We start from the raw sequence: 24,728 nt of genomic DNA on the forward strand, positions 1-24,728 counted from the left end.
CACCCAAGGAAACCGCTATGAAGCAAATCCGCCTGCTGGCGCAATATTACGTCGACCTGATGGTCAAGTTGGGGCTGGTCCGTTTTTCGCTGCTGCTGGCGTCGGCGCTGGTGGTGCTGGCCATGATTGTGCAGATGGCCGTGACCATGCTGCTGCGCGGCGAGGTTGAAAGCATCGACGTGGTGCGCTCGATCTTTTTCGGCCTGCTGATCACGCCCTGGGCGGTGTATTTTCTCTCGGTGGTGGTTGAGCAACTGGAGGAATCCCGCCAGCGGCTGGCGCGGCTGGTGGATAAACTGGAGGAAATGCGCAACCGCGACCTGCAGCTCAACCAGCAGTTGCAGGACAATATCGCGCATTTGAACCAGGAGATTGCCGATCGCGAGAAGGCGGAGGACGCCCGCCAGCGCGCCATGGATAAACTGACCGAGGAAATGGCCCGGCGCGAACAGGCGCAAATCGAGCTGGAACAGCAGTCGTCGCTGCTGCGCTCTTTCCTGGACGCCTCGCCCGACCTGGTGTACTACCGCAATGAAAACAAGGAATTTTCCGGCTGCAACCGCGCGACGGAACTGTTGGTGGGGAAAAGCGAGAAGCAGCTGGTAGGCTTGACCCCACGCGATGTGTATGCGCCGGATATCGCGGAAAAAGTGATCGAAACCGATGAGAAGGTGTTCCGCCATAATGTCTCGCTGACCTACGAGCAGTGGCTGGTCTATCCCGACGGACGCAAAGCCTGTTTTGAACTGCGCAAGGTGCCTTTTTACGACCGGGTGGGCAAACGACACGGCCTGATGGGTTTCGGCCGCGATATAACCGAGCGTAAGCGCTACCAGGACGCGCTGGAGAACGCCAGCAGGGAGAAGACCACCTTTATCTCAACGATCAGCCACGAGCTGCGTACGCCGCTTAACGGCATCGTCGGCTTAAGCCGCATCCTGCTCGATACCCAATTGGATCAGGAGCAGCTCAATTACCTGAAGACCATTCACGTCAGCGCCATCACCCTCGGCAATATCTTCAACGATATTATCGAAATGGATAAACTGGAGCGGCGTAAGGTGCAGTTGGATAACCAGCCGATGGATTTCAACGCCTTCCTGACCGATTTGGAGAACCTGTCCGGCCTTTTGGTGCAGCCCAAGGGGCTGACGCTGGTGATGCAGCCCTGCGCGCCGCTGCCGGCCGCCATTCTTGCCGACGGCACCCGCCTGCGCCAGATCCTGTGGAATCTGATTGGCAACGCGGTGAAATTTACCCGCAGCGGTGAAATTATTATTCGCGTCCGGCGCGAAAAAGACGATCTGCTGTGCTTTGACGTGGAGGATTCCGGTATCGGCATTCCCGAGGACGAGCAGGACAAGATTTTCGCCATGTATTACCAGGTCAAGGATCAGAACGGCGGCAAGCCCGCCACCGGCACCGGCATCGGCCTTGCGGTGTCAAAACGCCTGGCGCAGGCCATGGGCGGCGATATCCAGGTAAAAAGCCAGCCGGGCAAAGGCTCGTGTTTCAGCTTGTCCATCACGGCGCCGGAAGTGCGGCCTGAGCCGAAGGACGACGAAGATGACCTGCCGCTGCCGGCGCTCAACGTGCTGCTGGTGGAGGACATTGAGCTGAATGTGGTGGTGGCGCGTTCGGTGCTGGAAAAACTGGGCAGCAGCGTGGATGTGGCGATGACCGGCCGCGACGCGCTGGAGATGTTTGATCCCGATGAATATGACCTGGTGCTGCTGGATATCCAGTTGCCGGATATGACCGGGCTGGATATCTCCCGCGAGCTGCGCCGGCGCTACGCCGGGCGGGATTTGCCGCCGCTGATCGCCCTGACCGCCAACGTACTGAAAAACAAACAGGAGTACCTCGATGCCGGCATGGATGATGTGCTGAGCAAGCCGCTGGCGGTATCGGCCCTGACCGAGGTCATCCAGCGCTTCTGGGATCATCCCGGCGATCGGCCCGCCGACGCGGAGGATGCCGCCGGAGCGCCGGCGGCGCAGGCCATACTGGACACCGCGATGCTGGAGCAGTATCTGGACCTGGTGGGACCGTCCCTGATATACCAGGGCCTGGAGATGTTCGAGAAGATGATGCCGGGGTATATGACCCTGCTGTCGACCAATATGACCGCGCGCGATCGGCACGGCATCGCCGAGGAAGGCCATAAGATCAAAGGCGCCGCCGGCTCCATCGGCCTGCTGCACCTGCAGCAGTTGGCCCAGCAGATCCAATCGCCGGAACTGCCGGCCTGGTGGGATAACGTGCAGGAGTGGGTGGACGAACTGGGGCAGGAGTGGCGTAACGATGTGCAGACGCTGCGGGAGTGGGTACGTAAGGCTGAAAAAAAATGACCCCGACCTAGGCCGGGGTGCGCGAAGATTGCGCCAACACCAGGGAAACTGTTACCCGCCCATTCTCAGGTGTTGTTGGTTGGCGGGGTGGTAAAATTCGTTAAGCGTTAATTATCAACATAGCAAAAGAACGCTGTAATGTTACAAGAACCATTAAAATTTGGGATGTAGAATAGACTTTGTCAATAGAAATAATATTTTCACCGGCCTGATGGAAGCGAGGATATTTATGAAACGCGTTGGCGTCGTTTTAAGCGGATGTGGCGTGAATGACGGTAGTGAAATTCACGAAGCGGTACTGACGTTACTGGCCCTGGACCGCGCTGGGGCGCAGGCGGTGTGTTTTGCGCCGGATAAACTCCAGGCCCATGTTATTAATCATTTTTCCGGCGAAGAAATGACCGAAAAACGCAATGTCCTGGTTGAATCCGCGCGTATCGCGCGCGGCCAGATACGTCCGTTGGCGGAGGCGCGCGCCGATGAGCTGGACGCGCTGATCGTGCCGGGTGGATTCGGCGCCGTGCTGAACCTGAGCGATATCGCCGGCAAAGGAAACGAGGGCGACGTGGATGCCGATTTGCGTCGTCTGACGCAGGAAATACATAAACAACGTAAAGCAATCGGTTTTATTTGCATCGCCCCGGCGCTGTTGCCGAAACTGATTGATACGCCGCTGCGGTTAACCATCGGCACGGATAACGATACCGCGGAAATGATCGAAGACATGGGGGGCATCCATGTGGTGTGCCCGGTGGATGATATTGTGGTCGATGCCGACAATAAAGTGATCACCACGCCCGGCTATATGCTGGCCACCTCCATCACCGAGGCGGCGAAGGGCATCGATAAACTGGTGGCGCGGGTACTGGAATTCACCGCATGAGGATCGCAGGCGGCCGGTTTTCCGCATGGCGCGCGGCGAAATGGCTGCTGGCGGGGTGCGCTGCGCTTGTCGGCGCGTGGCTGGCGGCGGTGGTGCTGTTTGCTTTTCTGCCGGTGCCCTTTTCGGCGGTGATGATGGAACGGCAACTGGGCGCCTGGCTGCACGGCGATTTTGCCTATGTCGCCCATTCCGACTGGGTCGGCATGAGCGATATTTCGCCGAACATGGCGCTGGCGGTGATTGCGGCCGAGGACCAGAAGTTCGCCCGGCATTGGGGATTTGATATCGACGCCATCCAGGCGGCCGCGGCGCATAATGAACGCAGCCAGCGGATGCGCGGCGCGTCCACCATTTCCCAGCAGACGGCGAAGAACCTGCTGTTATGGAACGGACGCAGCTGGACGCGCAAGGGGCTGGAAGCCGGTATTACCCTGGCCATGGAAGGACTCTGGACCAAACGGCGTATTCTGACGGTATATCTGAATATCGCCGAATTTGGCGAGGGGACCTTTGGCGTGGAAGCGGCGGCGCAGCGTTTTTTCCACAAGCCCGCCAGCCGGTTGACCGCTGCGGAAGCGGCGTTGCTGGCGGCGGTATTGCCGAATCCGCTGCTTTTTCGCGCCAATGCCCCGTCGCGTTATGTGCAGATGCGCCAGCAATGGATCATGCGCCAGATGCGCCAGATGGGGGGAGAGGACTACCTGAGGGAAAATCGCCTGCGCTGAGCGCCAGGGGAAAGGGCGGGCGGGAGAACCCGCCCCGCTATTTATTTGATATAGGTAAACGCGGTGGTGACGTGCTTGACGCCGCTGACCTGGCTGGCGGTTTGCGCCGCCGCCTTACCCTCTTCATTGGTCACCAGTCCCAGCAAAAAGACTTCGCCATTCTCGGTGGTCACTTTGACATTGGATGATTTCACCGCATCGCTGGCCAGCAGCTGCGAGCGGATCTTGGTGGTGATCCAGGTATCCATCGAGGCGCGTCCCAAGCTGACCGGCTGCCCCAGGCGAATTTCGTTATACACTTCCGTGGCGCCGTCCACGCCTACCACGATTTGTTTGGCCCGATTGGCCAGTTCCGCCGTGGGCGCCTGGCCGGTCAACAACACCTTGCCCTGGTAGGCGGTGGCCACAATACGCGCTTCTTTCTTGATCTGCGCGTCTTTGGCCAGGGCGTTGCCGACGCGGGCTTCCAGCGTGCCGTCATCGACCTGGGTGCCTACCGTGCGGGGATCGGTGGCGGTTTTCGTTGCCACCGCCGCGCTGCCGACGACCACCGCACCGACACATCCCTGCAGCAATAGGGCGGTGAACAGCAGTACAAAGGGGAAACGAACCTTCATGTAAGCTCCTTAATCGTCCTGGTGAGGAAACAATGAATTGTCAATAAGATCGCACAGGCAATTAACCGTCAGCATATGCATCTCCTGTATGCGCGCGCTGCGGTGTGAAGGAATACGGATTTCAACGTCCTGCTGCCCGAGCAGGCCGGCCAGTTCGCCGCCGTCGTAACCGGTCAGGGCGATAATGGTCATATCGCGCGTTACCGCCGCCTCCACCGCCTTCACAATATCACGGCTATTGCCCCGGGTGGAAATGGCGAGCAGGATATCGCCGGCCTGGCCGAGCGCCCGCACCTGCTTGGCATAGATTTCCTGATGCAGGCGGTCGTTGGCGATAGCGGTCAGCACTACGCTGTCGGCGTTTAACGCCACGGCCGGCAGGCTTGGCCGCTCGGTTTCATAACGGTTGATCATGCTGGCGGCGAAATGCTGCGCGTTGGCGGCGGATGTCCCGTTGCCGCAGCACAGGATTTTATTGCCGGTGAGCAGCGCTTGCACCAAGGCCGTGGCGGCGCGGGAGATGGCGTCGGGCAAGGCCTCCGCCGCCGCGATTTGGGTTTGGATACTTTCTGTAAAACAACCTTTGATTCTTTCCAGCACGGTAGTTAAGCCTAATCTGTGATAAATGAAGTAGCGGTTATCCCGCTGCGCCGAAGGCGTTTACCAGCCATTCTACGCGGCAACCGGTAATGGCCAGGACATCGAAACGGCAAGAGGATGTTTCCAGGCTTTCGCCCCGACGCGCCAGCCAGACCGCCGCCGCCAGCAATAACCGGCGCTGCTTGCGGAAGGTGACGCTTTCAGCGGCGCTGCCGAATGCGTTATTACGGCGATAACGCACTTCGACGAATACCCAGGCGCGGGATTCCCGCATGATTAAATCGATTTCGCCGCCGCGCACCCGCATATTGGCGGCGACGAAGCGCATGCCAGCGTTTTCCAGATACCGGCGCGCCAGATATTCCGCCCGCGCGCCGGACCGCTGCCGGTTTAGAGTGCCTGTACCAGTTTTCCCTGTTGGTATTTCAGCCAAGATAGCTTCCTGTTGATGACACAATCCGGTGTCGCCGAGAGCTGGCCGGTTTCGCCCGCCACCTGGAAGCCTGGGATCTGGCGCATTTCGGAGAAATGGTTAACCAGCGTCCAGGCGTCCATGCCCATGGCGTATAGCCTCACCAGTGAATAATCTTCCTTGAACTGCGCGCTGGTTTGTTGCAACAGTCCGGGATTGGCGCCCGCCAGCAGCGGGATATCGCTGAATTCCAGCCCTTCCATTTCCAGGCGGTAATCCGGGCCGGCCTCGGCCTGGTAGCTGCGCGAACTGGCATACAGGCCCAGGCGCGAGCGCGAGCTGGTGCGCATGTCGATCATGGGCTTGATCAGCGCCAGCTCGGACGGGGTGGCGATAATATACACCGCGTCGACGCCGCCGCCGGCGGAAGGCGAGATCGCCGCATCGCTTGGCGGCGCCGGGATGGTCAGACCGGCAATGGTCACCGACTGCGGTTCCGACGGCGCCGCGGTGGATACCGGCTGGCCGGAAAGCTGGATGCCGGCGCCGCTGTTGATGGCCTGTTTCAGCTCGCCGACGGAACCGATACGCTGCTCAAGCACGGTGCCGCCGCCGGCTTTGGTCCAGGCCTCGGCAAAGGCCTTGACGACGCGATCGCCCAGCGACCCACGCGGCACCAGCAATAACGGCTGTTGCCGGTGCTGCTGGAAGATATGATTGGCGGCGTCGCGGGCTTCATCTTCCGGCGAGAGGGAGAAATAGCAGATATTCGCCCGGTTCTGCAGATGCTCGGGCTGGTTGAGGGCCAGGATATTCATCGTGCTCTGGCTGCTGTAGAGTTGTTCCACCTCATTTTTCAGCAGTGGCCCGACAATGAGGGTGGCGCCATCCTGCTGCGCCTGTGCCAGCAGCGCCGGCAGCGGCTGGCTGGAGGTATCATAGACCTTCACTTGCGCATTGCTTGCCGGTCCGGCGGCAACGGGCGCGGTGACCGCCTGCGAGGTTTGGCCCGCGGAGGCATCGGTGGGCGGCACCGGGGCGGCGGCCGTATTCAGGCCGTTTTTCGCGGCGTTGAATCCCTGCTGGATGGCATTGGAAAACACCTGGGCCTGGCCGTTCATCGGCAGGAACAGGGCGATTTGCCCGACCGACGAGGGCTGGTAGTTCAGGACCTGGTTGAGCTGGGTCGGCAGGGTCTTGGCCGCCGGGTTCTGCGGATAACGGGTCTGCCAATCCTTGATGCCGGCTTTCAGCAGGGCGGGATCCTGTTTATTGTCCTGGTAGACATGCTGCAGATCCAGCCAGCCCTGGAGAACATTTTCATTGGCGTTAATCACCAGGCTTGCCTGCGGCTGGGCTGAAAAGGCCAGCAGGGCTTGCCAGGTCTGGTCGATATTTTGCTGATGCGCCGCCGGGTCGGCCAACAGCGGCTCCTGGGCAATATAGGCGCGCAGCAAATCCAGCGACGGCTGTTGGCCGGCGCCCGCGGCAATACGCACCTGCAGGAAGCGCGCCTGTTGCTCCTGGGAAAGCTGGCCGGGGTCGAGTTTTTGCAGCGCGGCGGCTGCGTCCTGCGGCCGTTTTTGCGCGGCGGCAAGCTCGGCGGACAGCAAAAGCTGCTCGCGCTGTTGGACATCGGTCATCGCTTGGGGTAGCGTGCCGAGCAACTGCTGCGCCCGATCGGTCTTGCCTTCGCCGATCAAGGCGTGAATGGCGAGTAATTGAAAGTCGGTCTTGCTATTATCATTGCCCGCCTGCTGCATTTGCTGCAGGTAATAATCGGCGTTGGCGCCGGCATTGGCGCCGGGCTTGGCCTGGCCGCCGCCGGCAGGGGCCTGCGGCGCCTGGCTGGAACACGCGGCGAGGATCAGCGCAGCCAGCACGACGGGTAGAACACGCCCTGTTTTAAAACCCATGACATATGAGTAAAGCATTCTGTATCCAGTGATGTTTTTTTCAAGATGCTCAATATTAAATCGGCAATCCGGATGAGACAATGAATCAACACCAACAAGCAGATATTTCCGCATCAACGCTTTATGTGGTACCGACTCCCATTGGTAATCTGGAAGACATCACCCAGCGGGCGCTGTCGACACTCCAGCGGGTCGACTTGATTGCTGCTGAAGATACCCGTCATACCGGCCTATTGTTACAACATTTTGCCATAAATGCGCGCCTGTTCGCGTTACATGATCATAACGAACAGCAAAAAGCGGATGTTTTGCTGGCAAAGCTGCAGGAAGGACTGAGTATCGCACTTGTCTGCGACGCTGGCACGCCGTTGATCAACGATCCGGGCTATCATTTGGTCCGCCGCTGCCGCGAGGCGGGTATCCGGGTGGTGCCGCTGCCGGGTCCCTGTGCGGCCATTACCGCGCTGTCCGCCGCCGGCCTGCCTTCCGATCGTTTCTGCTACGAGGGTTTCCTGCCGGCGAAGCGCAAAGGCCGCCAGGATACGCTGCTGGCCCTGGAACAGGAACCGCGCACCCTTATCTTCTACGAATCCACCCATCGGCTGCTTGAGAGCCTGCAGGATATGGTTACCGTATGGGGGCCGGCGCGCTATGTGGTGCTGGCGCGCGAGCTGACCAAGACATGGGAAAGCATCTACGGCGCGCCGGTGGGCGAACTCCTGGCCTGGGTCGGCGAGGATGAGCATCGCGCGCGCGGCGAAATGGTGCTGATCGTCGAAGGTTTCCAGGTCAAGGACGACGCCCTGCCGCCGGAGGCGCTGCGTACGCTCGGCCTGCTGCAAAAGGAGCTGCCGCTGAATAAAGCCGCCGCCCTGGCCGCCGAAATCCACGGCGTGAAAAAAAATGCCCTTTATCGTTATGCCCTGGACCAGCTTGGGGATGACAATTGATCGAAAAGCTTTTATACTCCGCGCCGGAGTTGACCAGACAATCGCCGCTTGACCGACCTTCCTTCGGGAAGCAACGTCATGGGGAGGAAAGTCCGGGCTCCATAGGGCAGGGTGCCAGGTAACGCCTGGGGGGTGCAAACCCACGACAAGTGCAACAGAGAGCAAACCGCCGATGGCCCGCGCAAGCGGGATCAGGTAAGGGTGAAAGGGTGCGGTAAGAGCGCACCGCGCGGCTGGCAACAGTTTGCGGCATGGTAAACTCCACCCGGAGCAAGGCCAAATAGGGGTTCACAAGGTACGGCCCGTACTGAACCCGGGTAGGCTGCTTGAGCCAGCGCGCGAGCGCTGGCCTAGATGAATGATTGTCCTCGACAGAACCCGGCTTACCGGTCAACTCTATTATCGCGTTAGCCCCATGCTTATTTATGGCATGGGGTTTTTTTTTGCCCGGCAACCCCCCTTCGCGTTTATTCCGCCAGGTCGATCAATAACGCCCGCAGCGGCGTTTGCGCCTGTAGCCGGACGCGGCGCTCATTGTGGATAAAAGCGCCGTCGCCGCAGGTCAGCAAGGTGGGATTGGCGGTGTCCTCGCGGTGAGCGGGGCTATCTGTCGCCGGGTTATCGATGTGAATCGTGCCATGCACCGATTGCAGGTAAGCGCGCGATCCCCTTAATTCCAAGGTCAGGCTTTGGCCCGCCGCCAGTTCCACGTGATGTATCCAGGCCTGTTGACGCAATTGGAGGCTGCCGCCTTCGCCATCCGGCGAGGCCAGCAGCAAATGGGGCTGGTCGGGTATCGCCAGGCGCTGGACCGCGGCGTTTTCCCGCGTCGGGCAGGCGTCCATCCACAGTTGCAGCCGGGTCAGCGGCGTCGAACCGGTGTTTTGTTCGCTATAGGTGACGCCGTTGCGTGCCGACAGCAGCAGGGCGTCGCCGGTGGCGGCCTGGATATGGCGGCCCTCGCTGTCGCGGTATTCCGCCTGTCCCTGAAGGATCAGGTTAAGAATATCCACCTGCGGATAGGCGCGCGGCTGAAAGGCGGCGCCGACCGCCAGCACCTCCTGGTTCAGCACGCGCAGGGAAGCGTAGCCGAGCATCTTGGGATCGAAAAAATGGCCGAAGGAAAAGGTGTAACGCGCCTGGAGCCAGCCGTAGTCGGCATGGCCGCATTGTTTTGCCGTTCTGAATGTAATCATGGCTCTGTCTGCTTATTTTCTATGGACAAACTGCCCATTTTTTATGTGTAGGGTCGGATGGCGTGTTTATTATCCGCCTGGCGGCATAGGGACGGCGGCGCCAAAACTTTACTCTATAAATAGTAAGGGTATGGACGGCGGATTGTTAGCAAGTTAATCTGGTCAGTATATTCAAATTTCCTGAATGAGACCGGGCATGGCTAGAGAACGGGCGTTAACGCTGGAAGCATTACGGGTGATGGATGCCATCGACCGGCGCGGCAGTTTTGCCGCGGCGGCGGATGAACTGGGCCGGGTACCTTCGGCGCTAAGCTATACCATGCAAAAACTGGAAGAAGAGCTGGATGTGGTGCTGTTCGACCGTTCGGGGCATCGCACCAAGTTTACCAACGTCGGGCGCATGCTGCTGGAGCGCGGGCGGGTACTGCTGGAAGCGGCGGATAAGCTGACCACCGACGCCGAGGCGCTGGCGCGCGGCTGGGAAACCCATTTAACCGTGGTGACGGAAGCCCTGGTGCCGAGCGAGAAGCTGTTCCCCTTAATCGAGAAGCTGGCGCGCAAGGCCAATACCCAGGTGTCGATTATTACCGAAGTGCTGGCCGGTGCCTGGGAACGGCTGGAGCAGGGCCGGGCTGATATCGTTATCGCGCCGGATATGCATTTTCGCACCTCGTCGGAAATCAACAGCCGCAAATTGTATAAAATCCTCAACGTGTACGTGGCCAGCCCGGATCATCCCATTCACCAGGAGCCGGAGCCGCTGTCGGAGTTGACGCGGGTAAAATACCGCGGCATCGCCATTGCCGATACCGCCCGCGAACGTCCGGTGCTGACCGTGCAGCTGTTGGATAAGCAGCAACGCCTGACGGTAAGCTCCATGCACGATAAGCGCCGGGCGCTGCTGGCCGGGCTGGGCGTGGCCACCATGCCCTATCCGCTGGTGGCGGAGGACATTGCCGCCGGACGCCTGCGGGTCGTGGGCCCCGAGTACAGTATGGAGAACGATATCATTATGGCCTGGCGCCGCGACAGCATGGGCGAGGCCAAATCCTGGTTCCTTCGCGAAATCCCGAAATTATTCGCCTGAGATCCGGCCGCTGTTAACCTGACGCCGCCGCATCCCGGCGCCGGTCAGTCCTCGTCCGCCGGGCCGAAACGATCGTCGCGGCCGTGCGGTTCGTCCAGATCCTGCCGCGGTCCGATGGAAATGATACCGTGGGGATTGAGCGTGGCGTGGCTGCGGTAGTAGTGGTTGCGGATATGGGCGAAATCTACCGTGTCGCTGATGCCCGGCATTTGGTAGATATCGCGCAGGAAGCCCGACAGGTTGAGGTAATCGCCAATCCGGCGGCGATCGCATTTGAAATGGGTGACATAGACCGGATCAAAACGGATCAGGGTGGTCCAGAGGCGCAGATCCGCTTCGGTCAGCCGGTCGCCGGTGAGGTAGCGATGGCGGCCCAGTATCGCCTCGAGCCGATCCAGCGCGGCGAATACGCCTTCCACCGCGTCATCATAGGCTTGCTGGGACGTGGCGAAGCCCGCTTTATAAACGCCGTTGTTGACCTGGTCGTAAACCCAGCCGTTAATCTCATCGATTTGCGCGCGCAGTTCACGGGGATAATAGTCGCCGGCGCGGGCGCCGACGCCGTCGAAGGCGCTGTTGAACATGCGGATGATATCCGCCGATTCATTGCTGACGAGGGTTTTCCCCGCGGTATCCCATAGCACCGGTACCGTGGTGCGCCCGCTGTAGCGGGGGTCGGCCTCGAGATAGAGCTGGTAGAGGTAATCCTTGTGGTAAAGCGGGTCGCCGGTGGCGCCGGGAAAATCAGTGCCGAAGGTCCAGCCGTTTTCCAGCATGAGGGGATGGACCACGGACACCGGGATCAGGTTCTCCAGGCCTTTGAGTTTGCGCATCAGGAGTGTGCGGTGCGCCCAGGGGCAAGCCAGCGAGACATAGAGGTGGTAGCGGTGGTTCGCCGCGGCGAATCCGCCGCGGCCGGTGGGGCCGGGCGCGCCGTCAGGGGTGATCCAGTTGCGGAACTGCGCGGCCGAGCGTTCGAAGCGTCCGCCGGTGGATTTGGTGTCGTACCAGCTGTTTTGCCATTGGCCTTCTACGAGCAGTCCCATATGCGAGTTCCTTATAGTCAGTGGATAATTGCGGCCGGTGCCAGCGGGCCTGCGGTGTGATGGAACACTCCCCCTTTAACACGGCTTATGTGAGCTCGATGATCGCGGGCCTACCATGCCATGGGGCGCTCGGTCGGGCGGGAAAACCACGCCCGATTCAACCCCATTGGCACGCTCTCCCTTTAACACGTCTGCGTTGAGCTCGGCGTTGGCGGGCATAGCGCACCATGGGGCGCTCGGTCGGGCGGGAAAACCACGCCCGATTCGACCCCATTGGCACGCTCTCCCTTTAACACGTCTGCGTTGAGCTCGGCGTTGGCGGGCATAGCGCACCATGGGGCGCTCGGTCGGGCGGGAAAACCACGCCCGATTCGACCCCATTGGCACGCTCTCCCTTTAACACGTCTGCGTTGAGCTCGGCGTTGGCGGGCATAGCGCACCATGGGGCGCTCGGTCGGGCGGGAAAACCACGCCCGATTCAACCCCATTGGCACGCTCTCCCTTTAACACGACTTATGTGAGCTCGATGATCGCGTGCCTACCATGCCATGGGGCGTTTTCCCTTGAACACTGCTTGTGTTAAGTGTAGTCAGCTTTGCCTTCTGCGGCCTGTTACCACTTTTTGTTAAGCAGGCGATCGATGCTGAAATAACCGGCGCCCAGCACCGCCAGCAGTAAGTAGCCGCCGGAGATGGAGAGGTTCTTCATAAAGTTGATCTGGTTGCCAGCCTGGGAGAAATCGCTATGGAAAATAAAGGCGGTCAGCAGGACAAAGACCACGGTGATCAACGCAACCGTGCGGGTGAGGAAACCGAACAGGATGGCGAGGCCGCCGCCGAATTCCAGCAAGATGGTCAGGGGCAGCATAAAGCCGGGCACGCCCATGGCTTCCATATATTGCTGCGTAGCGGCGTAGCCGCCTATTTTGCCGAAGCCGGAAACGATAAATAGGATCGGCAACAGGATCCGGGCAACCAGGATGGAGCTATCATCTAATTTTTTCATCTTCTTCCCATCTTATTTTAAAGGACGGCCTTCAAAACGAAGGCCAGATTACAGCAGGTTTTAAAGCAGGTTAGACGGCTTAATGAACCCGTTGCGTTTGATGAGGGAGATGTTATCCGTAAGAAAGGTTGGGTGATAGCGATTAAAACTGTCGGTTATTATCAAAAAAATTGAGTAAGGGGCGGGGCGGTGGAGATTCCTGCGGGCTTTCGCCCGCGGGAGAGCGTATTAACGTGATTGAAGCGTGGTGCGAATCAGTTTAAGCGTACCGACAATGCCGAGCGCGCGTTTTGTCCAGCGGATAAAACGGCTGGGATGGCGGATATTGTACAGCGCCAGTATGCTGGAACCGGCTATCAGATACTTGCGCAGGCTCAATACCGTGTTCCAGCCGCGGTCGTAGCGGGCGGTGGCAAAATACCAGGCGCGTTTTTCCGCCCCCAGATCCAGCCGCTGCTGGTGTATGGTGCGCAGGAGTTGGGTTTTAGTCATTTTAGGCTGATGGTCGCTCATCTGTCCTCCCTGGCTCTTTCCCTTTCCTTTTCGCGCTTGCGGGCTTTCTCTTCTTCCTGAATTTCGTCCTGGACCTTTTCCAATATATTCCGGTCAACCTGCAGTTCTTCGCGCGTGGAACCCAGCAGGGTGGAACGCTTAGCCTTGCCCAACGTCCAGATGGCGCCAATAATCGCCAGCGCGAACAGCACCGCGGTGGTAGTGGCTATCGCCGTCAGGCGGTATTGCGGATCGATGGCCCAGATCAGCAGCACCAGCAGGCTCATCAAGCCAAAAGCGGCCAGTAACAACGTAATACCGGCCATCATCAGCATTTGGATAATATTGGATTTTTCTTGTTCCAGCTCTACCACTGCCAAACGCAGGCGGGTCTCCACCATACTGACAATAATGGTAATAATACGCTGGCCTATGGTGAAAATGCCCTTGCCAGGGCCCTGGCTTTGCTGTTCAATCATTTTATCAACGCCGCATAATTAACGCACCAAGGACAAACCCGACTACGGCGCTGATGCCGATACCCGTCCAGGGGTTGTCATGTACATATTCATCGGCCTTTTCCGCAACCACTTTGGTCTGTTCGGCCAGGCGCTCGCCGCCATCGCCGAGACGGGTCCGGGTTTCCTTGAGCGCGCTTTCCGCCTTGCTGCGCAACTTGTCAAATTCAGCCTTGGGTTTCTGAGAGGAGCCACGCAGCACTTCTTCCAGCGTATCCGCCAATGACTTTAATTCGGCGCGTAAATGTTCAGAGGTCGTATCTTTAACCATCTTTTTTACTCCTTCGACGTTTACGAATCAGTGTTAGCCCGTATTAATCCATCATTACTACCTAGGCGTCTAATATTTAGCGCTTGTTGTAAGCGTAGCCCCGGATTTGGCAAACCGCAAAAAACTTATAGCAATTTCTTAGGGTTAATAGGGTTAGCCTACCCGGGCATTGCCGGTATGCAGATAGGGAAGCCAGTGCCATCGGGGATAGTGCCGGCTGCGTGAAACCGAATAATTTTCCGGCAGCAGATCTTCCAGGGCGCGCTGCGCCGCCAGCGCCTGTTCGGGCGTATCGAGCAGGATAATCAGGCTGTCCCTGGCGGGAGTGATGCTTTTGATCCTGATGCCGCGCTCGTCAAGGCGCTGGTAGATATAAAAACCGTCGGGCAGGGAACCGCGTTCGCTGGCAAGGGTAATCTCCAGCGCCGTCTCTTTGGTCATCAGCGCCGGCAGCAGCAATATCAAGACCAGCAGCGAGGCTGTCGCCACCAATACCGCTCGCCATGTCATCCACCCGCGCCGCCATTTTACGTTCACATTCACTTTCTTAACCTTTTTACGGCGTCCGTGGCGCGTTTTTTACGCCACAATATCAGCAGCGAGCCGACCAGTCCCATCACCAGGAAGATCAGCGGCAGTAACATCAATCCCAGCATGAGCTCATCTTCGTAATGCTTGAACAGGGCGGTTTTGCCAAGCAGGAAACCGACGGTGGTCAGGATAAATACCCAGATAAACGCGCTCAGCCAGTTAAACAGCTGGAAGCGGGTATCGCTCAGTCCGGCCAGGCCGGCGATGGTCGGCAGCAGGGTGCGGACAAAGGCGACAAAACGACCGATAAGCAGCGCCGAAAGCCCGTGCCGGTAAAACAAAGAATGCGAGCGCTGGTGATATTGCGCCGGCAAATGGGACAGCCAGCTTTGCACCATGCGCGTATTGCCCAGCCATTTACCCTGTATATAACTGATCCACGATCCCAGGCTGGCGGCCGCTGTCAGTATCAGCAGGGTCAGGGGAAAATTCATGGTGCCTTTGGCTATCAGCACGCCCACCAGGATCAGCAGGCTATCCCCGGGCAGGAAAGCCGCGGGCAACAAGCCGTTCTCCAGAAATAAAATGACAAACAATATCAAATAGAGGGTCCAGACCAATGTAGGGTCGGCAAGTGTTTCAAAATCCTGTTGCCAGAGGGCATGTACCAGGGATTTTAGTATATCCATTCAGCATTCCTAACTTGAAACAGCAGCTTACAACCTGGTTAAAATGTAAAAAAAGCCATCTCACTGTAACAAAATCAGACATCGTGAGACAGGGAAATATAACCGACAATCGTCCCGTCGCGAGGATATATTGCAATAAAAACGCCTGGCAAAGGCTTCTTTTACATGGGCTGACAGAAAAACGACACTTACTGACGTGGTCCGGCCGTCGGGCGCAAGCGCTTGGCAAGACTAAAAAAAACAGGAGGTTGAAAACGCGCACATCCGCCTGGGACGGGGTAAGGAGAGTCAAGGATGGCGCGCCATTGGCCTGAAATGAACGAACGCCCCCGGCGTGGCGCCAGGGCACCTACACGGATGCGGGCCCTCAATGGCGCGCCGCGGCCTGATCATCACATGCAACGCGAGGGTTTATTTGGTGCCGTTGGCCAGGCTATCAAGGTGTACGACCGGATTTTCGGTAAACATGTAACGGTCGACGTTAAATTCGAAATCATCGGTGGTGGCGTGGAACAGCATTTGCTTGGTGTTTTCCAGATGTTGCCACATCGCCAGTTTGGCCGCGTAGGGGTCTTTGCGGATCAAGGCCTTGAGGATATGATCGTGATCTTCGCACCAGCTTTCGATGGATTTATCATCGATATGTTCATGCAGCTTGCGCCAGTACGGGTTGTGCAGCCGTTGGCTCCACATCTGCTCGACAATGGTGGCCATGGCGGTGTTCTGCGTCGCCAGGGCGACCTGGACATGGAATTTCAGATCCCATTTTGAATCGCGGAAACGATCTTCCAGGCGGGCATTTTCCTGGATATCCATTAATAACACGATATCCTGGCGGGTAACCTGCGTGGCGGCGAATTCGGCGATATTGCTCTCGATCAGCTGGCGCGCCTGCAGGAGTTCAAACGGACCTGCGGTGGTGAACTGAAACTCGCCGCTGGGCAGCAGCAGGTTTTTTTGCTGACTGGAGATGACGTGGATGCCGGAACCTTTGCGCACTTCAACGTAGCCTTCCACTTCCAGCATGATGATGGCTTCACGCACCACGGTGCGGCTGACATTCATCTCTTCCGCGATATAGCGCTCCGCCGGCAGTTTTTCACCCACGGGATAGACGCCGGTCTCGATGCGTTGTTTCAGCTCGGCGGCCAGCTGTTGGTATAATCGTCGGGTTTCGGTGAATTCCATGATACAGGCTCTTAAATGTTGGGTAACGTTTTAGTCGGTGCCGCGCCATCACTGCGCAACGCGTCAAAAGTTGCTCGTTTAGAACTCACATCGATGACATATTTGTTATACCACTTATTAAATGAAGCGCCTAGATGGACATATCCCATTACACCTACTTTTCCGCCCCGGAATAAAAATCCCCGGCAATGCGTCATGCATGTGCCGGGGATTTCAGGGACGTGCTATTGGTCGCCGCGTCGCGCGGAAAACAGCGCGCGTTGCGGCGTCATTTAGCTATGGGCCGGTTTGAGCGGCTCTTGCCCGGGCAGCAGTTCTACCACCGGACGGTTTTGCAGTATGGTCCATACCGCCAGCACGGCCAGTAAGTCAAATACCGACAGTACCGCGAACAGCGGGCTGAAGCCCAAGGTGTCCGCCAGGGCGCCTACGACCAGGGCGAACATGGTGCTTGCCGTCCAGGCCGCCATGCCGGTAAGGCCGTTGGCGGTGGCGACTTCGTTACGGCCGAAGACGTCGGAGGAGAGCGTAATCAGTGCGCCGGACAGGGACTGATGGGCAAAACCGCCGATGCACAGCAGGCCGATGGCAACGTAAGGACTGGTAAACAGACCGATAAGGCCAGGGCCAATCATCAGGAAACCGCCGAGGGTCACGACCAGTTTACGTGAAACGATCAGGTTAACGCCGAAGATGCGCTGGAAGAACGGAGGCATATAGCCGCCGAGGATACAGCCGAGATCCGCAAACAGCATCGGCATCCAGGCGAACAGGGCGATTTCTTTCAGGTTGAACCCGTAAGCCTTGAACATGAACAGCGGGATCCAGGCGTTAAAGGTACCCCAGGCCGGTTCAGCCAGGAAACGCGGGATGGCGATGCCCCAGAACTGACGGTTGCGGATAATCTGCCAGGCGGACAACTTCTTGGCGTTGTTTACCTGATGCTGTGCTTCCTGGCCGCCCAGAATATATTCGCGCTCTTCGTCGCTCAGTTTCTTCTGGTTTTTCGGGTGCTTATACAGTACCAGCCAGGCGATGGCCCAGACCAGGCTCAGCGCGCCGACGATAACGAACGCCAGTTCCCAGCTGTGAACCACAATCGCCCAGACGACCAGCGGCGGTGCGAGCATCGCCCCGATTGACGAGCCGACGTTGAAGTAACCCACGGCGATAGAACGTTCTTTCGCCGGGAACCATTCGCTGCTGGCCTTCAGGCCGGCGGGGATCATAGCCGCTTCAGCCATGCCGACGGCGCCACGGGCAATCGCCAGTCCGCCCCAGCTGCTGGCCAGCGCGGTCGCCATACACATCAGCGCCCAAACGATGGCGAATACGGCGTAACCGACTTTTGTGCCCAGCAAATCCAGTACATAACCGGCTACCGGCTGCATGAGCGTATAACATGCAGAGTAGGCGGCAATAATATAGGAATATTGCTGTGTGGTGATATGCAGCTGGTCCTGGAGGGTAGGAGCTGCCACCGCAATGGCGTTACGCGTCAGGTAACCCAGCACCGTACCAACGGTGACCAGGGCGATCATATACCAGCGTAACCCTTTTATTTTACGCATTACCACTTCTCCCAATGAGTATGAGCCGTCATCACCACTACCCAGATATCATGGGGACGACGGGTATAGAGCCAGCCGGAGAGCGCGCTCTCCGGGTATTGTTATATTCTGTCGGCCTGTTATCCGGTCTAACGACCCGCGCCTTGCCAACGCCTGCCGCTTTAACCCGATACCGCTTACCGCTGTTTGGACTGCCGGCAAATCGCCGCCGGAAATCCGCATCGCCCTGGCCCGTCAGATGAATTCATGACCCTGAGTGCGGTCATCTAAACAAAATGATTGAGTCCAGACTCAATGTGGCGCTACGATAACTTGTCATACAGATTTAAAAGTTGAGTGACATCACAAAAACCATTTTTATTTTAAGGGATAATAAATCGTCCCGTTAGCCGGGCGTAAGCCCTGTAGCTGACCTATATATGTTGAGTTTTTGTTGAATTTGGCAGGAAATGGTATATCAGCACCGGCAGGATCTGCATTTTCCTGCTAAATTGGTATAACACCTTTCAACATTTAAGAAACATAACTCAAAGAAATGAAGGTGAGGAGCCTGAAATGTCCCAGTTTTTGACTGAAGATTTTTTGTTGGATAGCGAATTCGCTCGCCGTTTGTATCATGATTATGCCGTGGACCAGCCGATTTATGACTTCCATTGCCATTTGCCGCCGGTACAGATTGCGGAAGATTACCGTTTCAAGAATTTGTACGATATCTGGCTGAAAGGCGATCACTATAAATGGCGCGCCATGCGCACCAACGGCGTGGCCGAGCGTTTTTGCACCGGCGACGCCGGGGACTATGAAAAATTCGAAGCCTGGGCCAAGACGGTTCCCCATACCATCGGCAATCCGCTGTTCCATTGGACCCACCTGGAACTGCGCCGTCCGTTCGGCATCACCGATAAACTGCTGAGCCCCGCCACCGCGCGGGAAATCTGGGATCGCGGCAACGAAATGCTGGCCCAGGACAATTTCTCCGCCCGCGGCATCATGAAACAGATGAACGTGAAGCTGGCCGGCACCACCGATGATCCGGTGGATTCCCTGGTTCACCACAAGGCGGTGGCCGAAGACGCCAGCTTCAATATCAAAGTGCTGCCGAGCTGGCGCCCGGATAAAGCCTTTAATATAGAAGCGGAAGGCTTTAACGATTATATGAAGCTGCTGGAAGCCGCTGCCGACACCGCCATCACCAGCTTCAGCACCCTGACCGACGCGCTGAAAAAACGTCTGGACCATTTTGCCGCCCATGGCTGTAAGGTCTCCGACCATGCGCTGGACGTGGTGGTTTATGGCGAAGCGGACGAAAACACCCTGAACGGCATCCTGGCCCGCCGTCTGGACGGCAAGCTGCCCTCCAAGGACGAAATCGCCCAGTTCCGCACCGCGGTGCTGATATTCCTGGGCAGTGAATACACCCGCCGCGGCTGGACCCAGCAATACCATATCGGCGCGCTGCGCAACAATAATACCCGCATGCTGAAACAGCTCGGCCCGGATACCGGCTTCGACTCCATCAATGACCAGCCGGTCGCCATGGCGCTGTCCCGCCTGCTGGATGCGCAGGCCCGTAACAACGCCCTGCCGAAAACCATCCTGTATTGCCTGAACCCGTCGGATAACGAAATTATCGGCACCATGATCGGCAACTTCCAGGGTGAAGGCATGCCGGGCAAAATGCAGTTCGGCCCGGGCTGGTGGTTTAACGACCAGAAAGACGGTATGGAACGCCAGATGCTGCAGTTGGCCAACCTGGGTCTGCTGAGCCGCTTTGTCGGCATGCAGACCGATAGCCGCAGCTTCCTGTCCTATACCCGCCACGAGTATTTCCGCCGCATCCTGTGCCGCATGCTGGGCCACTGGGTGGAAGCGGGCGAAGCGCCGGCGGATATCAACCTGCTGGGCGAAATGGTGAAAAATATCTGCTTTGATAACGCGAAAAACTACTTCGCCATTGAGCTTTGATTCTGGGGGCGGGCCTTAGGCTCGCCCGGTTAAAACGCTATTTTTTATTATCCGCAGCCGGGTAATTTTTAAGGTAAATTTCGCATGCAAACGCTAAATCGTCAAAACTTTCCCGGACCCCAGTACACCACGCGTGTCATCCAGTTCGGCGAGGGAAATTTTTTACGCGCTTTTATCGACTGGCAGTTGGATCTGCTTAATGAACATACCGATCTGGACGCCGGCATCGTTATCATCCGTCCAATCAATACGGATTTCCCGCCGTCGCTCAGCACCCAGGACGGCCTGTACACCACCGTTATCCGCGGCCTGAATGAACAGGGCGAAGCGGTGCGCGAGCCCAGGCTTATCCGCTCGGTTAACCGTGAAATCAATATCTATCATGAATTCGACGATTACCTGGCCCTGGCGCACGACGCCAATATCCGTTTCGTCTTTTCCAACACCACCGAGGCCGGCATCAGCTACCAGGCCGGGGACAAGCTGACCGATACGCCGCCCGCCAGCTATCCCGCCAAGCTGACCCGACTGCTGTTCGAACGTTTCAGCTATTTTGACGGCGCCGCCGATAAAGGCTGGGTGCTGGTGCCGTGCGAACTGATCGACTATAACGGCGACGCGCTGAAAGAGCTGGTGCTGCGTTACGCCCAACAATGGGCGCTGCCGGCCGGGTTCACCACCTGGCTCAATGAACACAACACCTTTTGCTCCACCCTGGTCGACCGTATCGTGACCGGTTACCCGCGTGGCGAAGTGGAAGAACTGCAGGCCGAACTGGGCTACCAGGACACCTTCCTTGATACCGCCGAGTATTTTTATCTGTTTGTTATCCAGGGACCGCAGTGGCTGGCCAAGGAACTGCGCCTGGACCAGATGGACCTGAACGTGCGCATCGTCGACGACATCAAGCCCTACAAAGAACGCAAGGTCGCCATCCTTAACGGCGCGCACACCGCGCTGGTGCCGGTAGCTTTCCTGTCCGGCCTGGACACCGTCGGCGAATCGATGAACGATAAACTGATCAGCGCTTATGTGGAAAAAACCATCGCCGAAGAAATCGTGCCGGTGCTGGATCTGCCCCATGATGAACTGACCTCGTTTGCGCAGGCGGTGCTAAGCCGTTTCCGCAACCCCTTTATCCAGCATCAGTTATTGTCCATCTCCCTGAACGGCATGACCAAATTCCGTACCCGCATCCTGCCGCAGCTGTTGTCCTATCGTGAAAAACACGGCGAGCTTCCGGCCCGGCTGACCTTCGCCCTGGCGGCGCTGATCGCGTTTTACCGCGGAGAACGCAACGGCGAAAGCTACCCGATGCAGGATGATGAAAAATGGATTACCCGTTTCAAATCGCTTTGGAGCGGCGTGGACAAAGGCGAGGTGGCGTTAAGCACCTTAGTAAATGACGTGTTGGGCGATACAGAGCATTGGGAACAGGATCTGCTCAAGGTTCCCGGCCTGGCGAAACAGGTTGAACAGCAGTTGCAGGCCATTATCGACCAAGGCATGCGCACTGCCGTTTCAGCCTATTGCTGAAAGCAAAAAGGTTAATTCATGAATATTATTAAAATTCATTCCTCAGACAATGTGGCGGTCGCCCTGCAAGACCTCGACACGAATGAAACGGTGGAAATCGGGGGCGTGACCATCACGCTGCCCCAGCCTATCGCCCGGGGCCATAAGTTTGCCCTGGCGCCCATAGGCGAGGGCGAAATGATCGTTAAATATGGTCTGCCCATCGGCCATGCGCTGAGCCCCATCGCTCCCGGCCAGCACATTCATTCGCAAAATGCCAAGACCAATCTTAGCGACCTGGATGAATATCAGTACCTGCCGGATTTCAAAACCCTGCCGGCGCAGATGCCCGATCGTGAGATTCAGATATACCGCCGCGCCAACGGCGAGGTGGGCATCCGCAACGAGCTGTGGATCCTGCCGACCGTCGGCTGCGTCAACGGCATCGCCAAACAGATCCAGCAGCGTTTTTTGAAGGAAACCTTTGGCGCCGAGGATATCGACGGCGTTCATCTGTTTACCCATCCGTTCGGCTGCTCGCAGCTGGGGCAGGATCATGAAAACACCAGCACCATGCTGCAAAACATGGTGCGCCATCCCAACGCCGGCGCGGTGCTGGTGATTGGCCTGGGCTGCGAAAACAATCAGGTCGACGTGTTCCGCACCACGCTTGGCGAGTATGATCCGCAGCGGGTGACCTTTATGGTCTGCCAGCAGCAGGATGATGAAGTGGAGGCGGGGCTGGAGTGCCTGCGCGCGCTTTACCTGGCGATGCGCGAGGATAAGCGCCAGCCGGGCAAACTCAGCGAGCTGAAATTCGGCCTCGAATGCGGCGGTTCGGACGGGTTGTCCGGCATTACCGCCAATCCGCTGCTGGGACGCTTCTCGGATTATGTCATCGCCAACGGCGGCACCTCGGTATTAACCGAAGTACCGGAAATGTTCGGCGCCGAGCGTATCCTGATGAGCCGCTGCCGGGACGAGGCGACGTTTGAAAAGACCGTGCATATGGTCAATGATTTCAAACAATATTTTATCGCCCATCAACAGCCGATTTATGAAAACCCATCGCCGGGGAATAAGGCCGGCGGCATTACCACCCTGGAGGAGAAATCCCTCGGCTGTACGCAAAAAGCCGGCCAGAGCAAGGTGATGGACGTGCTGAAATACGGGGAGCGCCTGCATGTGCCGGGCCTCAACCTGGTCAGCGCGCCGGGCAACGACGCGGTGGCCACCAGCGCCCTGGCGGGCGCGGGATGCCATATGGTGCTGTTCAGCACCGGGCGCGGCACGCCTTACGGCGGTTTTGTGCCGACGGTGAAGCTTGCCACCAACAGCGAACTGGCGGCGAAAAAGCCTCATTGGATTGATTTCGACGCCGGCCGGTTGATTCACGGCGTCGCGATGGATCAGGTGCTGGCGGAGTTCGTCGATTTAATCGTCGCCATTGCCAATGGCAAGCACACGCGCAACGAAGTGAATGATTTCCGGGAACTGGCCATATTTAAAAGCGGCGTAACGTTGTAAAAACCGGCCTGAATCCTTACTATAAGAACGGCGTTTCATAATTATGAAGCGCCGTTTTCATTTTATTCTTTCCCCAAATTACAGGAATGCCGTGCCATGAGCCTTTACTGGGTCGCTCAGGGCGTGGGGGTGTTGGCATTTTTTGTCGGCATCACCATGTTTATCAAACGTGACGATCGCAAGTTCAAACTGCAGCTCGCGCTTTACAGCTTTATCATCGGTTGCCATTTTTTCCTGATGGGCGCCAACGCCGCGGGCATGAGCGCGGTGCTGAATGCGCTGCGTACGGTGATCTCAACACGTACCCGCAGCATTCTGGTGATGTTTGCATTCATTATCCTCACCCTGGCGCTCGGGCTCTCCGAGGTCAAGCACGCCGTGGAGCTGCTGCCCATTATCGGTACGGTTATCAGCACCTGGGCGCTGTTCCGCACCCGCGGGCTGACCACCCGCTGCGTGATGTGGTGTTCCACCGCCGGCTGGGTCATCCATAATATCTGGCTTGGCTCTATCGGCGGCTCGCTTATCGAAGGCAGCTTTTTGATTGTCAACGGCATTAATATCGTGCGCTTTCGCCGTATGCAATTACGCGGCATCGACCCGTTCGCCGCGGAACATAAAGCCGTCTCGACGCGTTAACCCCCTTTACGCTGGTTAACCCAGGCGTTAATCAGCAGGGTGGCTGCCAGAATAGAGGCCACCACGCCCAGGGATATCGCCACGGGAATATGGATAATATCCACGATCAGCATCTTGGCGCCGATAAAGACCAGGATCAGCGCCAGGCCATATTTCAGCAGCGAGAAGCGTTCGGCCACGCCCGCCAGCATAAAATACATGGCGCGCAGGCCCAGAATAGCGAACAGGTTGGAGGTCAGGACGATAAAGGGATCGGTGGTGACGGCAAAAATAGCCGGAATACTGTCGACGGCGAAAATGACGTCGCTGAATTCCACCAGGATCAGCACCAGGATCAGCGGCGTGGCGAACAGTACGCCGTTTTGGCGGACAAAAAAGCGCTCGCCGTGGATTTCACCGGTCATGCGCAAATGGCCGCGCAGCCAGCGTACCAGCGGTTTTTGGTCAAGCGCGGCGTCATCCTCTTTTGACCAGGCCATTTTAATCCCGGTAAACAGCAGGAAGGCGCCGAAAATATACAGCAGCCAGTCGAACCGGGTCACTAGCCAGCTGCCGCCAAAGATCATCAGGGTGCGCAGTACGATGGCGCCCAATACCCCGTAGACCAGTACCCGCCGTTGCAGCTGCGCCGGTATGGCGAAATAACCGAACAGCATTAGCCAGACAAAGACATTATCCACCGCCAGCGCTTTTTCAATCAGGTAACCGGTAAGGAATGCCAGCGCCTGCGGGTCGGCCACGGCGCGCCCCTGGGTGGTGGCGAGATACCACCAAAAGGCGGCGTTAAACAGCAGGGATAGGGAGACCCACACCACGGACCAGCAGGCGGCGCGTTTCAACGTCATGGTTTTGCCCTGGAGCAGCAGGTCGATGGCCAGCATGATAACGACCACCACGGAAAAAACGCCCCACAGCAAAGGTGTGCCAACGGTATTCATCAGGGATATCCTCAAAAAAAAACGGCTAACGTCGGAAGACGCAGCCGTTTTTTCCTGATCCAGGATGCAAACATACCTCGCCTTCCGGCAAGGTCT

23 protein-coding genes, 1 other RNA gene and 1 pseudogene are annotated in these 24,728 nt (G+C 57.8%); 10 read left to right on the plus strand and 15 right to left on the minus strand.

What is annotated here, in order from left to right; all coding sequences use genetic code 11:
* Positions 1 to 17: 17 nt before the first annotated feature.
* From arcB to mtgA, 3 genes are all read left to right on the plus strand, one after another.
* Entirely contained in the window at positions 18 to 2,351 is a 2,334-nt protein-coding gene (gene arcB / locus ACL2XM_RS25255) for an aerobic respiration two-component sensor histidine kinase ArcB (protein WP_410013376.1), read from the plus strand.
* A 229-nt stretch (positions 2,352 to 2,580) separates the two neighbouring features.
* Positions 2,581 to 3,234: an isoprenoid biosynthesis glyoxalase ElbB gene (gene elbB, locus ACL2XM_RS25260; RefSeq protein WP_410013377.1), complete on the plus strand. Its 654-nt coding sequence runs from the start codon at positions 2,581 to 2,583 to the stop codon at positions 3,232 to 3,234.
* Positions 3,231 to 3,959, plus strand: a complete 729-nt coding sequence (gene mtgA / locus ACL2XM_RS25265) for a monofunctional biosynthetic peptidoglycan transglycosylase (protein ID WP_410013378.1) — start codon at positions 3,231 to 3,233, stop codon at positions 3,957 to 3,959. The genes elbB and mtgA overlap by 4 nt, the downstream gene beginning before the upstream one ends.
* Before the next feature lie 41 nt (positions 3,960 to 4,000).
* Here the strand turns inward: mtgA and dolP are convergent, their stop codons facing one another.
* The 4 genes from dolP to ACL2XM_RS25285 are packed head-to-tail and all read right to left on the minus strand — an operon-like array spanning position 4,001 to position 7,522.
* Positions 4,001 to 4,576 (minus strand): division/outer membrane stress-associated lipid-binding lipoprotein, encoded by a 576-nt coding sequence (gene dolP / locus ACL2XM_RS25270; RefSeq protein WP_413721520.1) that lies wholly within the window; start codon positions 4,574 to 4,576, stop codon positions 4,001 to 4,003.
* 9 nt (positions 4,577 to 4,585) lie between these two features.
* Positions 4,586 to 5,176, minus strand: coding sequence for a DnaA initiator-associating protein DiaA (gene diaA / locus ACL2XM_RS25275; protein ID WP_410013380.1), 591 nt, complete (start codon positions 5,174 to 5,176; stop codon positions 4,586 to 4,588).
* Between the two features lie 37 nt (positions 5,177 to 5,213).
* Positions 5,214 to 5,609 carry a YraN family protein gene (locus ACL2XM_RS25280; protein ID WP_413721519.1) on the minus strand — a complete coding sequence of 132 codons (396 nt, stop codon included), beginning with the start codon at positions 5,607 to 5,609 and terminating at the stop codon, positions 5,214 to 5,216.
* Positions 5,567 to 7,522 (minus strand): penicillin-binding protein activator, encoded by a 1,956-nt coding sequence (locus tag ACL2XM_RS25285; protein WP_413731873.1) that lies wholly within the window; start codon positions 7,520 to 7,522, stop codon positions 5,567 to 5,569. Before ACL2XM_RS25285 ends, ACL2XM_RS25280 begins: the two co-directional genes overlap by 43 nt.
* Positions 7,523 to 7,584: 62 nt before the next feature.
* Between ACL2XM_RS25285 and rsmI the strand changes: the two genes are divergently transcribed.
* Together rsmI and rnpB are read left to right on the plus strand one after the other, a co-directional pair.
* Positions 7,585 to 8,454, plus strand: a complete 870-nt coding sequence (gene rsmI, locus ACL2XM_RS25290; protein WP_413721517.1) for a 16S rRNA (cytidine(1402)-2'-O)-methyltransferase — start codon at positions 7,585 to 7,587, stop codon at positions 8,452 to 8,454.
* Positions 8,455 to 8,479: 25 nt separating this feature from the next.
* An RNA gene (rnpB, locus tag ACL2XM_RS25295) (RNase P RNA component class A) lies at positions 8,480 to 8,856 on the plus strand.
* Positions 8,857 to 8,921: 65 nt separating this feature from the next.
* Here the strand turns inward: rnpB and ACL2XM_RS25300 are convergent.
* Entirely contained in the window at positions 8,922 to 9,650 is a 729-nt protein-coding gene (locus tag ACL2XM_RS25300; protein WP_410013384.1) for a pirin family protein, read from the minus strand.
* 196 nt (positions 9,651 to 9,846) lie between these two features.
* Between ACL2XM_RS25300 and ACL2XM_RS25305 the strand changes: the two genes are divergently transcribed.
* On the plus strand, positions 9,847 to 10,737 hold the full coding sequence (locus ACL2XM_RS25305; RefSeq protein ID WP_410013385.1) for a LysR family transcriptional regulator: 891 nt from the start codon (positions 9,847 to 9,849) through the stop codon (positions 10,735 to 10,737).
* Between the two features lie 44 nt (positions 10,738 to 10,781).
* Here the strand turns inward: ACL2XM_RS25305 and ACL2XM_RS25310 are convergent, their stop codons facing one another.
* The 9 genes and pseudogenes from ACL2XM_RS25310 to ACL2XM_RS25350 form a co-directional block, all read right to left on the minus strand.
* Positions 10,782 to 11,783 carry a glutathione S-transferase family protein gene (locus ACL2XM_RS25310; protein WP_410013386.1) on the minus strand — a complete coding sequence of 334 codons (1,002 nt, stop codon included), beginning with the start codon at positions 11,781 to 11,783 and terminating at the stop codon, positions 10,782 to 10,784.
* A gap of 612 nt (positions 11,784 to 12,395) precedes the next feature.
* Positions 12,396 to 12,788 carry a DoxX family protein gene (locus ACL2XM_RS25315; RefSeq protein WP_413731874.1) on the minus strand — a complete coding sequence of 131 codons (393 nt, stop codon included), beginning with the start codon at positions 12,786 to 12,788 and terminating at the stop codon, positions 12,396 to 12,398.
* A 228-nt stretch (positions 12,789 to 13,016) separates the two neighbouring features.
* Positions 13,017 to 13,301, minus strand: coding sequence for a YqjK-like family protein (locus ACL2XM_RS25320; protein ID WP_410013388.1), 285 nt, complete (start codon positions 13,299 to 13,301; stop codon positions 13,017 to 13,019).
* Between the two features lie 74 nt (positions 13,302 to 13,375).
* Positions 13,376 to 13,759, minus strand: a pseudogene (locus ACL2XM_RS25325) (phage holin family protein); the annotation flags it as partial.
* 4 nt (positions 13,760 to 13,763) lie between these two features.
* On the minus strand, positions 13,764 to 14,069 hold the full coding sequence (locus ACL2XM_RS25330) for a DUF883 family protein (protein ID WP_162366294.1): 306 nt from the start codon (positions 14,067 to 14,069) through the stop codon (positions 13,764 to 13,766).
* Positions 14,070 to 14,222: 153 nt separating this feature from the next.
* Positions 14,223 to 14,612 carry an EnvZ/OmpR regulon moderator MzrA gene (gene mzrA / locus ACL2XM_RS25335; protein WP_413723560.1) on the minus strand — a complete coding sequence of 130 codons (390 nt, stop codon included), beginning with the start codon at positions 14,610 to 14,612 and terminating at the stop codon, positions 14,223 to 14,225.
* A complete protein-coding gene (locus ACL2XM_RS25340; protein WP_413721516.1) occupies positions 14,609 to 15,289 on the minus strand; it encodes a DedA family protein in 681 nt (226 codons plus the stop codon). Before ACL2XM_RS25340 ends, mzrA begins: the two co-directional genes overlap by 4 nt.
* A 411-nt stretch (positions 15,290 to 15,700) precedes the next feature.
* Positions 15,701 to 16,477 carry a transcriptional regulator ExuR gene (exuR, locus tag ACL2XM_RS25345; RefSeq protein ID WP_410013392.1) on the minus strand — a complete coding sequence of 259 codons (777 nt, stop codon included), beginning with the start codon at positions 16,475 to 16,477 and terminating at the stop codon, positions 15,701 to 15,703.
* Positions 16,478 to 16,749: 272 nt separating this feature from the next.
* Positions 16,750 to 18,048 (minus strand): MFS transporter, encoded by a 1,299-nt coding sequence (locus ACL2XM_RS25350; protein ID WP_413731876.1) that lies wholly within the window; start codon positions 18,046 to 18,048, stop codon positions 16,750 to 16,752.
* A 555-nt stretch (positions 18,049 to 18,603) separates the two neighbouring features.
* Here ACL2XM_RS25350 and uxaC point away from each other — a divergent pair.
* The 4 genes from uxaC (at position 18,604) to ACL2XM_RS25370 (ending at position 23,694) form a co-directional block, all read left to right on the plus strand.
* Positions 18,604 to 20,013 carry a glucuronate isomerase gene (gene uxaC / locus ACL2XM_RS25355; protein WP_410013393.1) on the plus strand — a complete coding sequence of 470 codons (1,410 nt, stop codon included), beginning with the start codon at positions 18,604 to 18,606 and terminating at the stop codon, positions 20,011 to 20,013.
* A gap of 84 nt (positions 20,014 to 20,097) precedes the next feature.
* Positions 20,098 to 21,549 (plus strand): tagaturonate reductase, encoded by a 1,452-nt coding sequence (locus ACL2XM_RS25360; RefSeq protein WP_413731877.1) that lies wholly within the window; start codon positions 20,098 to 20,100, stop codon positions 21,547 to 21,549.
* Positions 21,550 to 21,567: 18 nt separating this feature from the next.
* Positions 21,568 to 23,055, plus strand: coding sequence for a UxaA family hydrolase (locus ACL2XM_RS25365; RefSeq protein WP_413731879.1), 1,488 nt, complete (start codon positions 21,568 to 21,570; stop codon positions 23,053 to 23,055).
* A 96-nt stretch (positions 23,056 to 23,151) separates the two neighbouring features.
* On the plus strand, positions 23,152 to 23,694 hold the full coding sequence (locus ACL2XM_RS25370; RefSeq protein WP_413729371.1) for a YgjV family protein: 543 nt from the start codon (positions 23,152 to 23,154) through the stop codon (positions 23,692 to 23,694).
* Here ACL2XM_RS25370 and ACL2XM_RS25375 read toward each other — a convergent pair.
* Positions 23,691 to 24,632, minus strand: coding sequence for a TerC family protein (locus tag ACL2XM_RS25375; RefSeq protein WP_413721515.1), 942 nt, complete (start codon positions 24,630 to 24,632; stop codon positions 23,691 to 23,693). The genes ACL2XM_RS25370 and ACL2XM_RS25375 overlap by 4 nt on opposite strands.
* Positions 24,633 to 24,728: the final 96 nt, after the last annotated feature.

This window comes from Sodalis sp. RH20, assembly GCF_047324205.1.
In the GTDB taxonomy this organism is placed as follows: Bacteria; Pseudomonadota; Gammaproteobacteria; order Enterobacterales; family Enterobacteriaceae; genus Acerihabitans.